The following is a 12,060-nucleotide window of genomic DNA, read 5'->3' on the forward strand; positions in this document are numbered from 1 at the left end:
CTCTTGTTGGACCATGTGTGTCGTCCCGCCCCTACCCGGAGAGATGGAAATTGCCGGAGGTGCCGTAGATGGCCAGCGACATCAGCAGCGTCACCATGACGACCGCGATCAGCGAGGCCCGCACCGCATTACCTACCGCCACGCCGACGCCGACCGGTCCGCCTGCGGCGTGATAGCCGTAGTAGGTGTGGATCAGCATGACCGCCATGGCCATGAAGATCGCCTGCGCGAAGGACCAGAGGATGTCGCTGGGGATCAGGAACGTCGAGAAGTAGTGGTCGTACACACCGGCCGACTGGCCGTAGATCACCACGGTCGCGAAGCGCGAGGCGATGAACGAGGCGATGACCGCCAGTGAGTACAACGGGATGATGGCGATGATGCCCGCCAGCATGCGGGTGCCCACCAGGAAGGGGACCGGCCGGATGGCCATCACCTCGAGGGCGTCGATCTCTTCGGAGACGCGCATGGCGCCCAATTGTGCCGTGGTACCGGCGCCCAGCGTCGCCGCCAGGCCGATACCCGAAATGACCGGGGCCGCAATGCGAACGTTGATGAACGCGGCGAAGAAGCCGGTCAGGGCTTCGACACCGATATTGCCGAGCGAGCTGTAACCCTGCACGGCGATGGTGCCACCGGCGGCCAGGGTCAGGAACCCGACGATCACGACGGTGCCGCCGATGACGGCCAAAGCCCCTGTGCCCATCGAGATCTCGGCGATCAGCCGGATGGTCTCGGTGCGGTAGTGCACCAGCGCCTTGGGCACCGAGCCGATCGACCGCGCATAGAACACCGCGTGCTTGCCGACCGAATCGAGGGCCTCGGTGAAGCGCTGAAAACGCTTGGTCACCTTGGGAAAACGAGACTGGATCACGAACGCCATCTGATCACCGCGCCGTGAACTTGATGCCAACGGCGGTTACCACGACGTTGATGACGAACAGCGCCATGAAGGCGAAGACGACGGTCTGGTTGACGGCGTCGCCGACGCTCTTGGGACCGCCCTTCACGTTCAGGCCCAGATAACAGGCGACCAGTCCGGCGACGAGTCCGAACAGCATGGCCTTCACCTCGGAGATGACGAGCTCCGGCAGGTGGGTCAGCAGGGTGAGGCCGTTGACGAAGGCGCCGGGGTTCACACCCTGCAGGTAGACCGAGAACAGGAACCCGCCCAGGATGCCGATGGTGGACACCAGGCCATTGAGCAGGAAGGCCACGAACATCGAGGCGAGCACGCGCGGAACCACCAGGCGCTGAATCGGATCGATGCCGAGCACCTTCATGGCGTCGATCTCTTCGCGAATGGTGCGCGCGCCCAGGTCCGCGCAGATGGCGGTCGCGCCCGCGCCGGCCACGATGAGCACCGTGACCATGGGGCCGATCTGAGTGATGGTGCCGAAGGCGGCGCCCGCGCCGGAGAGGTCGGCCGCGCCGATCTCCCGCAGCAGGATGTTGAGGGTGAAGCTCACCAGCACGGTGAACGGAATTGCCACCATCAGGGTGGGGAAGATGGATACCCGGGCTATGAACCAGGACTGATCGATGAATTCCCGTCGCTGGAACGGGGGCCGTACCGCGGCGCGAGCGACCGCACCGGCGAGTTCGAAGAACCCTCCGACCGCCCGCAGCGGTACGGCAAGGACTTCATTCATTCCCGCTATTCCTCCTGCCCCTGCCTAGCTATAGCAACCGAGATCTGAATGTGATCTCGGTCCCGCTCGAAGATTAGAACACGTTCCCATACGGTTCGGGAAGGTTTCGACGGTTTTGAACAGGTCATCTTTCTGAACTGGCGTCCAGTTTTGAGAACAGGTTCATGTCAGCCTAACCACCACAGGTATGCCGCATTGTGAGGCGACACACATAGTTGTCCCTTTTCTTACCAACGATCGATCTCGTGATCAACCGCAGCCGCGGGGGGCCGGGCCGTGTCTTCAGGAACCACGACCCCCGGACGGGGACACCGAGGCCAGTCTCAGCCCAGATCCTTCAGCGAGGAGGCGGAAAACGTAGCGTCCGAACCGCGTTCGGAGAAATAGCCGCCCAGGGTCGCGGCCAGGCCCTCGCGGGTCCACTCGCCCTCGGCGTCGAAGCGCTGCTCCACCACCGGAGCCGCCATCAGGGCCACCATCGGGCCGTAGACGACGAACAGCTGACCGCTGATCGCCTCGGCCGCCGGCGAGGCCAGGTAGGCCACCAGCCGCGCGACGTGATCGGGCGAGAGCGGGTCCGGACCCTGATCGGGAGCCGCGGAGAAGACCTTCTCGGTCATGGCCGTCCGCGCTCGGGGCGCGATGGCATTGGCGCGCACGCCGACCGACTCCAGCGCCCGCGCGGCCGACAGCGTCAGCGCGGTGATGCCGGCCTTGGCCGCACCGTAATTCGCCTGCCCGGCCGGGCCGAGCAGACCGGCCTCCGAGGAGGTGTTGATGATGCGCCCATAAACGGGAGCACCCGTCTCCTTGTACTTGCCACGCCAGAAGGCGGCCGCATTGCGGGTCAGAAGGAAATGCCCGCGCAGGTGGACCGCGACGACCGCGTCGAAATCCTCGTCGGACATGTTGAACAACATCTTGTCCCGGGTGATCCCGGCATTGTTCACCACGATGTCCAGCCCGCCGAAGGTCTCCTCGGCGGTGCGGATCAATGCGTCGGCCGTCGCGCGCTCGGCGATACTGCCGCCCACGAACTCCGCCTTGACGCCCAGCGCCCGGATGTCGGCGAGGGTTGCGCTCACCGCGTCGTTCTCGGCAAGGTCGTTGACGATGACCGACGCGCCGGCCCGGGCCAGCTCGAGGGCTTCGGCCCGGCCCAGCCCGGCGCCCGCGCCGGTGACGATGGCAACCCGGCCCGAAAGACTTACATCAGAATCGCTCACCGGGCCGACTCTAGAACGTGTTCCACCCGACGGGCAAGCGTCCGCTCAGACCAGCTTCAATGCCGCCTTGGGGCACTGGGCCACAGCGGACTCGATATCGCGACGGTTGGCCTCGGTGACCTCGGCCTCGTTGACGTGCAGGTTGTCGTCGTCATCGAGATCGAAGACGTCAGGGGCGATTCCGACACAGATTCCGTTGGCTTCGCACTGATCGAAATCGACGATCACCTTCATAGTTCTCTCCTTAACCACAGGTTCTTCCCGAGCCTAACAAGCGGACCCGTGGTCAGAACAGCAAAGTAGCCCTAACCGGAACGAATACTGGAACATGTTTCACTTGCGTGCGATGATCGGCTGAACCGAGAAACGAAGGCTAGAGGTACTGCTATGCGTATCGCCTACACGCCGCAACAGGAACAGCTGCGTGCCGAGCTGCGTGACTATTTCACCCGCCTCATCACTCCCGAACGGCGGCAAGCGCTTTCGGCGCAGACCGGAGAGTACGGCGAGGGCAATGTCTACCGCGAGGTGGTCGAGGAGATGGGCCGCGACGGCTGGCTCGCCCTCGGCTGGCCCAAGGAGTACGGCGGCCAGGACCGCTCCACCATGGATCAGCTGATCTTCACCGACGAGGCCGCCATCGCCGGCGCGCCGGTGCCGTTCCTGACCATCAACTCGGTGGCGCCGACGATCATGCATTACGGCTCCGAGGAGCAGAAGAAGTTCTTCCTGCCCAAGATCGCCGCCGGTCAGCTGCACTTCGCCATCGGCTACTCGGAGCCGGGCGCCGGCACCGACCTGGCCTCGCTGCGCACCTCCGCGGTCCGCGACGGCGACGACTGGATCATCAACGGCCAGAAGATGTGGACCTCCCTCATCGCCTACGCCGACTACGTGTGGCTCGCCGCCCGCACCGACCCGAACGCCAAGAAGCACAAGGGCATCTCGATGTTCATCATGCCGACCACGGCAGAGGGCTTCTCCTGGACGCCGGTGCACACCATGGCCGGGCCCGACACCAGCGCCACCTACTACCAGGACGTGCGGGTCAAGCACTCCGACATGGTGGGCCCGGAGAACGGCGGCTGGGCGCTGGTCACCAACCAGCTCAACCACGAGCGCGTCGCGCTGACCTCGTCCGCGCCCCTGGCCCTGGCCGTCGCGCAGGTGACCGAGTGGGCGCGCAACACCAAGACCGCCAATGGCGCCCGGGTCATCGACGAGGAATGGGTGCAGATCAGCCTGGCCCGCATCCACGCCAAGGTCGAGTACCTGAAGCTGACCAACTGGGAGATCGCCTCGCGCGCCGACGCCGGCGGCGACGCCGCCCCGCGCCCGTGGGACGCCTCCGCCACCAAGGTGTACGGCACCGAACTGGCCACCGAGGCCTACCGCGCGCTGATGGAGATCCTCGGCCCGCAGGCCTACCTGCGCCAGGACTCGGCGGGCTCGCAGCTGCGTGGTCGCCTGGAGCGCATGCACCGCGCCTGCCTGATCCTCACCTTCGGCGGCGGCACCAACGAGGTGCAGCGCGACATCATCGCCATGACCGCCCTCAAGCAGCCCGCCGCCGCGCGCTAGCTGTGTCCGATAGCGATGCGAGCGAGCCCTCCGTGGTTACGCAAGCTGCCTCCTCCGGGCCTGACGCTCACATCGCGCGAAACCAAGGTAACCATCATGGATTTCACCCTCACCGAGGCGCAGCAGGATCTGGCCCGCCTCACCGCCGAGGTCACCGGCAAGCTGGTCACCGCCGACCGGCTGCGTGAGCTCGACCGCAACACCGACGCGTCGGGCAACCCGACCGTGCGCTTCGACGAATCGCTGTGGAGCTCGCTCGCCGAGACCGGCGTGCTGGCCGCGGCCCTGCCGGAGACGGTGGGCGGCAGCGACTTCGGCGTGCTGGAGCAGACCGCTATTCTGCGCGAGATCGGCAAGTCCGTCGCGCCCGTGCCCTACCTGTGGTCGATCGTGCTCGGCGCCGGCGCGCTCGCGCAGTTCGGCTCCACGGCCCAGCGCGAGCTGGCCGCGCAGGCCGCGCGGGGCGAGGTCATCCTCACCGCCGCGCTGAGCGAGGAGCGCAACTGGGAGCTCACCAGCCCCGTCACCACCGCGATGGCGGGCGACGGCTGGCAGCTGACCGGTCTCAAGACCACGGTGCCCTTCGCCCGCCAGGCGGCACGAATCCTGGTGTCCGCCAGCGTCGACGGCTCCCCGGCCGTCTTCCTGGTCGACCCGTCGCACGCCTCGGTGCGCGTCGAGGACCAGATCGTCACCGACCGCTCCCCCGAGGCCGAGGTCGAATTCGCCGGCACCCCCGCCGAACTGGTCGGCACCGTCGACCAGGGTGCCGAGATCCTGACCTGGCTGCTGGAGCGCGCCTGGCTCGGCCTGGCCGCCACCCAGCTCGGCGTGGTCGAGAAGGGCCTGGAACTGGTCGCCGACTACGCCCGCGAGCGTGAGCAGTTCAATCGCAAGATCGGCAGCTTCCAGGCCGTGGCCCAGCGCCTGGCCGACGCCTACATCGACGTCCAGGGAGTCCGGCTCGCGGTGACGCAGGCGGCCTGGCGGCTGGCCGAGGGCCTGCCCGCCGCGGCCGAGGTCCACACCGCCAAGTTCTGGGCCGCCGACGCGGGCCACCGCGTCGCCCACACCGTGGTACACGTGCACGGTGGCGTCGGTATCGACCGCGACCACATCGTGAACCAGTACTTCACCGCCGCCAAGCACCACGAGTTCGCCCTCGGCGGCGCCACCGACCACCTGCGCGCACTCGGGTCGCTGCTGAGCGACGCTGCGCAGTAACAACTCTCGGAGACTCGGTACCCAACTCCCGGAGACTCGGCCGAACCCTGCACTGCGGCCGACGGCGAGGCGGTGGCTCCCATACCGGCCACCACCTCGCCGTTTTTCATTGTCCGGGAACGGTTTACGGCACCAGCGGACCGGCGAGCACCCGCTCCCCCGCCGCCCAGTTGCCCTGCCAGGCCAGCGCCGCATCCTTGGCGGGCTTGCGCTGCCACAGCGCCAGCAGCAGATCCGAAGCGGTGCCGGAGATTTCGGCGACCGGGGTGCCCGGGCCGTAGGTCCAGCTCTCACCGGTATCGGTGGCGCGGACCCTGATGGCCACCTCGGGCTCGTTCGCCAGCCCACGCTGAATCATGCGCGGCGCGAACAGTTCGAAGACCTCCGCGATGCCGTCGGCGGCCTGCGCCGGATCGAATTCCTCCGCGATGCCGAGCGCGTTCTTGCCGTCCCACACGTGCATGAGGGTCTCCTGGGCGCGGCGGCGCTGCCAGAACCCGACCGTGCGCGGCAGCAGCTTGGTGAAGGTCCAGGCCGGGGTCTCCGGGGTGACCGACACCGCCTCGAGCAGGGCCTGCACGGTCTCGTCGTACCAGGCCCGCAGCTCGACGGGATCCTTCGGAGCGGGTTCGCCCTGGTAGTCGCCGCGGCCCTCCCGGATACCGGTGACCACCCACAGATTGCCCTGGCCGACATGGTCGACCAGGTCGTAGAAGGTCCAATCCCCGCAGCTGGGAACCGGTGCGGCCAGATCGACCCCCGGCGTGATCAGCTCTCCGAGCTGGCTCAATTTCTCGCGCAAAATGGCCACGAAATCCATGCGGCCCACGCTAACCAGCGAAAACCCGGCCTGCCAGCCATATGCGGACGGTCGAACGCGAAATCCGGCCAAACATCAGGATTCGAATCCACGGACGGAGGAGATGCGCTCACCCACCGGATCGTGATGATCCGTCGACGGCTCCAGTTCGTACAGCAGGGCCTCGCCGCGCGCGTCGTGGCGGATGGCGCGGCCCAGCTCGGCCGCGGCCCGGTAGTGGGCCGGGGTGCGCAGCACGTGGCGGATCGCGCGGGCGATGCGCTGCGGGGTCGCGGTGCGCGGCACCGTGATTCCGGCATGGTGGGCGCGGACGCGCGCGGCATTGTCGGCATTGTCGCGGCCGTGCGGCAGGACCACGACCGGGAGGTCGGCGGCGAAGGACTTCATCAGGGTGCCGTGGCCGCCATGGGTGACGACCAGGCTGGCATGCCGCATGATTTCGCGGTGCCCGGCGGCGCGCAGGACCGTCACGTTCGGCGGGGCGCGCAGCTCGTCCGGGTCGACGGCGGGGCCGGTGGTGATGACGCCGCGCACCGGGAGCTGGCCGAGGGCGTCGGAAATGCGCTGCAGGCAATCGGTTTGGCGTTGAAAGGTGGTGGACAGCGCGACCAGGACGAGCGGGTCGCCGCCGTCGGTCTGCGTCCACGTGGCGCCCTCGACCCAATCCGGCTCGTCGAGGATCGGGCCGACCCAGCGCACCCCGTCGGGCCCCTGCCCCGGGAAGTCGAACGCCGCACTGGACAGCACCAGCTGCCGGCGCGCCAGCTGCGCCTGATCCTGATAGTGGGCCAGCCGCTCCAGCCCGAAATCCGCGCGCAGGACATTGAGCCTCGGGAGCAGTTCCTCGTCCCAGCGCCGCTGCACCAGCGAGCCCACCACCCGGTCGCGCAACCGGCCCAGTGGCCCGTGCGCCTTGCCGAAGCCGGAACCCGGCGGCGGGCCACCCTCCACCGGCAGCGGGTAGATGCCGGGAATGAGCACCGAGAAGGGCACCTCACAGGCCTGCGCCGCGACCATGGCCCCGAAGGCGAAGAAGGAAGCCAGCACCAGATCGGGTCGCTCGGCATCGATTTCGTCGGCGGTGTCGCGGGCGAATCCGGCCCCCGCGCGCGGGCGCAGCCGCGCGCCCGCGGCCGCCACCGGGCCGGTCAGGGATTCCTCCGCCAGCACGGTCACCCGATGGCCACGCCGCACCAGACGCCGCACCACACCCAGCTCCGGCGGAACCGTTCCGCCGCTTCCGGTGAGGGCAACCAGGTAGCTGTGAGTCATCGGGCACCTCCCCCGATCACTCTTCCACGACCGATGAGTTTTCCGCACCCGCTTCGTCCCCATCAGTACATCGAATGAGAGGGGTCGAACCACCATGCCGAGCAAGATGATCTTCATCAATCTGCCGGTCGCCGACCTGGACCGGTCCAAGCGCTTCTACGAGGCCGTGGGCTGGAAGGTGAACCAGGACTTCACCGACGGTAATGCCGCCTGCATCGTGGTCGACGACAACATCTGCGTCATGCTGCTGACCCACGACTTCTTCACCACCTTCAGCACCCGCCCCCTCGGCGACACCCGCGGCACCGTCAACAGCGTCTACGCCCTGGCCCTGTCCAGCCCCCACGAAGTGGACACCCTCGTCGAAGCGGCCCTGCAGGCCGGCGGCACCGAGGAACTCAACCCCGACCGCCGCGCCCAGGAAGCCGAGGTGGGCATGTACAGCCGCACCTTCCTCGACCTCGACGGCCACCAGTGGGAGCCCTTCCACATGGCCTACCCCGCCTGACCGCCGATCGGCAGCTTCCTGCCATCCGATGAAGTGTCGGTTCACCCGGGTGCGAACCAGGGTGAACCCATGGCTTTCAACGTTGCAGACCTGTTCGAGCACGCCGTCGACGCGGTCCCGGACCGGATCGCCCTGATCTGCGCCGACCGGCAATTCACCTATCGCGAACTGGACGAGCGGGCCAATCGGCTCGCCCATCACCTGGCCGCCCGCGGCATCGGCGCGGGCGATCACGTCGGCGTGTACGCACGCAATTCGGCCGAGGCGCTGGAAACGATGCTCTCGACCTACAAACTGCGGGCGGTGTCGGTGTGCGTCAACTACCGCTATGTGGCCGACGAGGTGCGCTACATCGTCGAGAACGCGGATCTGAAGGCCCTTGTCCACGAGGCGCAGTACGGTGCCATCGTCGCCGAGGTCCAGGCTGCGGTGCCGTCCGTGACCGAGGTGCTCGCGATCGGACCCGACTACGACGCGGCGCTGGCCGCGCAGTCCCCGGACCGCGATTTCGGTGCGCGCAGCGGCGAGGACCTGTACATCCTCTACACCGGCGGCACCACCGGCATGCCCAAGGGCGTGATGTGGCGGCACGAGGACGTCTGGCGGACGCTCGGCGGCGGCATCAACCATGTGACCGGCGAATATGTCTCGGACGAATGGGAATTGGCCGCCGCCGCGAAGTCCGCGCCGACCGGAATCGTCATGGCCCCGCTCTCGCCGCTCATCCACGGCGCCGCGCAGTGGGCGGCATTCATCGCCCTGAACTCCGGTGGCACCGTGGTTTTCGTGCCCCAGTTCGATGCGCACGAGGTCTGGCGGGTGGTGGAGCGGCACGGTGTCAATGTGCTCACCGTGGTCGGTGACGCCATGGCCAAACCGCTGCTAGAGGCGTATCACGAAGGGCACTACGAGGTTTCGTCCCTGTGGGCGTTCAGCAGCCACGCCGCGCTGTTCTCACACTCGCTCAAACAGCAGTACCTCGACACCTTCCCGAACCTGTTCATCACCGACGTGATCGGCTCCTCGGAGAGTGGCAGCACCGGATTGTCCGTGGTCACCAAGGATTCCGACCATACACAGGGCCCGCGGGTGAAGTTCAGCGCACAGGCCGTCCTGCTCGACGACGACGGCAACCTGGTCGAACCCCGGCCGGGCGCGGTAGGCCGGATGGCGCGGACCGGGCACGTGCCGCTCGGGTATTACAAGGATCCCGAGAAGACGCGGTCGATCTTCGCCGAGGTGGACGGCAAACGCTATGTGGCGCCGGGCGATTACGCGCGCTACGAGGCCGACGGCACCGTCACCCTGCTCGGGCGCGGCTCGGAGTGCATCAATACCGGCGGCGAGAAGGTGTTCCCGGAGGAGGTCGAGACCGCCCTCAAATCCCATCCGGAGGTCTTCGACGCCCTGGTGATCGGCATTCCGCACGACCGCTTCGGACAGGCCGTGGCAGCGGTGGTGCAGCCGCGCCCGGGAGCCGCGCTCGCGCTCGGTGAGCTCGACGCGCACCTGCGCACTAGAATCGCGGGATACAAAGCGCCCCGAGGGTATTGGCTGGTCGACCAGGTCATGCGGCAGCCCAGCGGCAAGGCGAACTATCCCGCCGCCAAGCGGTACGCGGCCGAGCACGCCGAGGGGATGCGTGCTCCCCGCTGACCGGGTGTGCAGTCAGCTCAACAGCCCGAGGTCACGCACCCGCACCCCGAGCTGGAATCGGGTGCTGACCTCGAAACGGGCCATCAGCTGCGCGACATAGCGGCGGTAGGTGCGCAGCGACACCCCCAGCGCCCGCGCCGCCGTCTCGTCCTTCGCCCCGGCATGCAGCTGCTCGACCACCGCCAGTGCCACCGCGTCCAGCCCGCGCTCCCCCAGCTCCAGGTGATCGCGGAGCTGCCGCGCGGAATGCCAGGTGCGGACGGCGAATTGGTGCACCACGCCGAGCAGCGCCGGTTCGGCCACCAGCAGGCCGCGCGGTTGTTGCCCGGGCGCGGCCGACCACAGCGCCGCCCGCTCGCGATCGACGACCAGCGCATTGCAGAAGTCGGTGTCGGTGACCCGGATCTGCGAGCCGACCGCGAACTGCCGCAACACCGACTGCCGTCCGCGCGCGCCCACATAGGCGGCCGACAACAGCAGCCGGACCTGCTTACCGGCGGCGTGCAGCTGCCGGAAAACCGTGTCCTCGGAACCGTATTCGGTCTCCGGGCGGACGGGGCGGGCGATGGCCATGACGGCCTCGTGGCGCACCCCCACCAGCATGCGGCGTAGATTCTCCGCCCACAGCTCGTCCGCGTGCAGCTCTACCGTCATCACGCACCTCTCGTGAGCACCTGTGGGAGAGCATATTTCGATTCCCGGTCGGCGGGTTCAGCGAACACACCGCCGTGGTCCGCGACCCGGGCACCGGCGAGATATCAGTGTTCCGGATGGACTGCATGCGCTGGGTGTCACCCAAAACGGGTGAGTCGCCGATCTTGACCGGTGGCGGCGCCGACCGTGAGGGTAGGGGAACCGGCTAGTTCGTGCGGAGCCTCCGATCAACGGCGATCAGCGACGGCCACCGATGTCCTCCGTCTTTCGACGGAGGTTGCGCGCCAAGCCGGTCCGCGGGCCGGAGTCCACCGTCGTCCGAGATGTGGACGGAGGGGGACCGGCCCGCGGAACACCACCGGAGCGCGGCGACGGACGGTGACGAGCCCGCCCTAGTTCGAGCCCAGCTCCATCGGCAGGCCGAACAGCGGGAAGAGCTTCTCGGTGTCGAGGAAGAACGTGAGACCCGAGATGCGGTCACCGTCGAGTTCGAGAGTGGTGATGGACCACGGGATCCAGCGGCCGGGCTCGTCACTCGGCTTGTAGTGGCCGAAGGCGGGTAGCCCGTTGGCGCCGGCCAGCGGGACCAGGCGGGAGTCGCGGCACGCGTGGCCGGTGCCGAGCATGAAGGCGGCCACGTTCCCGGGACCGGAGATCCACAGCGAGAACGGCGGCATGGACAGGGCCACATCGGCTTTCAGCAGGTCGGTGAGGGCGTCCATGTCGTAGGCCTCGAAGGCCTTGACGAAATCGTCGACGAGTTTGCGCTGCTGCTCGTTGCTCTCGTCGAAGGGGTCCGACACCGTGGCCGTCTCCTGCACCTTCGACATGGTGGCGCGGGCCCGCTGCAGGGCGCTGTTCACCGAGGCCGGGGAGACATTGAGCATGTCGGCGGTCTCGCCCGCCGAGAAGCGCAGCACCTCGCGCATGATCAGGATGGCGCGCTGGCTGGCCGGCAGATGCTGCACCGCCGCGACGAAGGCCAGGCGCAGCGTGTCCTTCGCGCTGGCGGCCTCGGCCGGATCGGCGCCGAAGGCGAGGGCGTTCGGAATCGGTTCCACCCACACGTAATCCGGCTCCGGCGGGGGCAGCTGCGAATCGGGGGTCGAGGGACCATTGAGATCCATGGGTCTGGCGCGGCGCTGCGGACCGTCCAGCATGTCCAGACAGACATTGGTGGTGATCTTGTACAGCCAGGACCGCAGACTGGACCGGCCCTCGAAGGAGTCGTAGGACTTCCACGCCCGCGTGAAGGTCTCCTGCACCGCGTCCTCGGCTTCGAACGAGGACCCGAGCATTCGATACGCGTAGGCGCACAGCTCCCGCCGATGCCCCTCGAAAGACCGCAGTACATCGTCGGAAACGGTGCCGCCCGCCTTCTCGCTCATGCCAGACAGCGTCGCACAGCCCACCGACAAGAAACACCCGCGAAAAGGCTGGTACCCGTCTGCGATCGCAGACGGGCAC

12 protein-coding genes are annotated in these 12,060 nt (G+C 67.8%); 4 read left to right on the plus strand and 8 right to left on the minus strand.

Annotated features, from left to right (window positions below; genetic code table 11):
- Positions 1–31 precede the first annotated feature (31 nt).
- The 4 genes from ACFXIV_RS06350 to ACFXIV_RS06365 all read right to left on the minus strand — a co-directional run bounded on the left by ACFXIV_RS06350 (position 32) and on the right by ACFXIV_RS06365 (position 3,112).
- Complete coding sequence (locus ACFXIV_RS06350; protein ID WP_364606226.1) at positions 32–883, minus strand: ABC transporter permease; 852 nt, start codon at positions 881–883, stop codon at positions 32–34.
- Between the two features lie 4 nt (positions 884–887).
- Positions 888–1,652 (minus strand): ABC transporter permease, encoded by a 765-nt coding sequence (locus tag ACFXIV_RS06355; protein ID WP_040854757.1) that lies wholly within the window; start codon positions 1,650–1,652, stop codon positions 888–890.
- Positions 1,653–1,975: 323 nt separating this feature from the next.
- Positions 1,976–2,878, minus strand: coding sequence for a 3-oxoacyl-ACP reductase (locus ACFXIV_RS06360; RefSeq protein ID WP_364606228.1), 903 nt, complete (start codon positions 2,876–2,878; stop codon positions 1,976–1,978).
- A 45-nt stretch (positions 2,879–2,923) separates the two neighbouring features.
- Positions 2,924–3,112, minus strand: a complete 189-nt coding sequence (locus ACFXIV_RS06365) for a ferredoxin (RefSeq protein ID WP_040854753.1) — start codon at positions 3,110–3,112, stop codon at positions 2,924–2,926.
- A 153-nt stretch (positions 3,113–3,265) separates the two neighbouring features.
- Between ACFXIV_RS06365 and ACFXIV_RS06370 the strand changes: the two genes are divergently transcribed.
- The gene (locus ACFXIV_RS06370) at positions 3,266–4,459 is read left to right on the plus strand and encodes an acyl-CoA dehydrogenase family protein (RefSeq protein WP_379398102.1); all 1,194 of its coding nucleotides are present in this window, start codon (positions 3,266–3,268) and stop codon (positions 4,457–4,459) included.
- Between the two features lie 96 nt (positions 4,460–4,555).
- Positions 4,556–5,683 (plus strand): acyl-CoA dehydrogenase family protein, encoded by a 1,128-nt coding sequence (locus tag ACFXIV_RS06375; RefSeq protein WP_379398104.1) that lies wholly within the window; start codon positions 4,556–4,558, stop codon positions 5,681–5,683.
- A 124-nt stretch (positions 5,684–5,807) separates the two neighbouring features.
- Here the strand turns inward: ACFXIV_RS06375 and ACFXIV_RS06380 are convergent, their stop codons facing one another.
- Positions 5,808–6,503: a maleylpyruvate isomerase family mycothiol-dependent enzyme gene (locus ACFXIV_RS06380; RefSeq protein WP_379398106.1), complete on the minus strand. Its 696-nt coding sequence runs from the start codon at positions 6,501–6,503 to the stop codon at positions 5,808–5,810.
- 75 nt (positions 6,504–6,578) lie between these two features.
- Positions 6,579–7,775: a glycosyltransferase gene (locus ACFXIV_RS06385; RefSeq protein ID WP_379398108.1), complete on the minus strand. Its 1,197-nt coding sequence runs from the start codon at positions 7,773–7,775 to the stop codon at positions 6,579–6,581.
- A gap of 94 nt (positions 7,776–7,869) precedes the next feature.
- Here ACFXIV_RS06385 and ACFXIV_RS06390 point away from each other — a divergent pair, with 94 nt between their 5' ends.
- Positions 7,870–8,283 (plus strand): VOC family protein, encoded by a 414-nt coding sequence (locus ACFXIV_RS06390; RefSeq protein WP_379398109.1) that lies wholly within the window; start codon positions 7,870–7,872, stop codon positions 8,281–8,283.
- Between the two features lie 69 nt (positions 8,284–8,352).
- Positions 8,353–9,939, plus strand: coding sequence for an acyl-CoA synthetase (locus ACFXIV_RS06395; RefSeq protein WP_379398111.1), 1,587 nt, complete (start codon positions 8,353–8,355; stop codon positions 9,937–9,939).
- A 12-nt stretch (positions 9,940–9,951) separates the two neighbouring features.
- Here ACFXIV_RS06395 and ACFXIV_RS06400 read toward each other — a convergent pair whose 3' ends face one another.
- Both ACFXIV_RS06400 and ACFXIV_RS06405 read right to left on the minus strand, forming a co-directional pair.
- Positions 9,952–10,593, minus strand: a complete 642-nt coding sequence (locus ACFXIV_RS06400) for a hypothetical protein (protein ID WP_379398113.1) — start codon at positions 10,591–10,593, stop codon at positions 9,952–9,954.
- Positions 10,594–10,985: 392 nt separating this feature from the next.
- A complete protein-coding gene (locus ACFXIV_RS06405) occupies positions 10,986–11,981 on the minus strand; it encodes a sigma-70 family RNA polymerase sigma factor (protein WP_379398115.1) in 996 nt (331 codons plus the stop codon).
- Between the last annotated feature and the right edge of the window lie 79 nt (positions 11,982–12,060).

It is taken from the genome of Nocardia sp. NPDC059236 (assembly GCF_042754085.1).
GTDB lineage: Bacteria > Actinomycetota > Actinomycetes > Mycobacteriales > Mycobacteriaceae > Nocardia.

Excerpts from the sequence above, each read along its gene's own strand:
- ACFXIV_RS06350 (WP_364606226.1), bottom strand. The coding sequence starts at position 883 with ATGGCGTTCGTGATCCAGTCTCGTTTTCCCAAGGTGACCAAGCGTTTT.
- ACFXIV_RS06355 (WP_040854757.1), bottom strand. The coding sequence starts at position 1,652 with ATGAATGAAGTCCTTGCCGTACCGCTGCGGGCGGTCGGAGGGTTCTTC.
- ACFXIV_RS06365 (WP_040854753.1), bottom strand. The coding sequence starts at position 3,112 with ATGAAGGTGATCGTCGATTTCGATCAGTGCGAAGCCAACGGAATCTGT.
- ACFXIV_RS06370 (WP_379398102.1), top strand. The coding sequence starts at position 3,266 with ATGCGTATCGCCTACACGCCGCAACAGGAACAGCTGCGTGCCGAGCTG.
- ACFXIV_RS06375 (WP_379398104.1), top strand. The coding sequence starts at position 4,556 with ATGGATTTCACCCTCACCGAGGCGCAGCAGGATCTGGCCCGCCTCACC.
- ACFXIV_RS06380 (WP_379398106.1), bottom strand. The coding sequence starts at position 6,503 with ATGGATTTCGTGGCCATTTTGCGCGAGAAATTGAGCCAGCTCGGAGAG.
- ACFXIV_RS06385 (WP_379398108.1), bottom strand. The coding sequence starts at position 7,775 with ATGACTCACAGCTACCTGGTTGCCCTCACCGGAAGCGGCGGAACGGTT.
- ACFXIV_RS06390 (WP_379398109.1), top strand. The coding sequence starts at position 7,870 with ATGCCGAGCAAGATGATCTTCATCAATCTGCCGGTCGCCGACCTGGAC.
- ACFXIV_RS06395 (WP_379398111.1), top strand. The coding sequence starts at position 8,353 with ATGGCTTTCAACGTTGCAGACCTGTTCGAGCACGCCGTCGACGCGGTC.
- ACFXIV_RS06400 (WP_379398113.1), bottom strand. The coding sequence starts at position 10,593 with ATGACGGTAGAGCTGCACGCGGACGAGCTGTGGGCGGAGAATCTACGC.
- ACFXIV_RS06405 (WP_379398115.1), bottom strand. The coding sequence starts at position 11,981 with ATGAGCGAGAAGGCGGGCGGCACCGTTTCCGACGATGTACTGCGGTCT.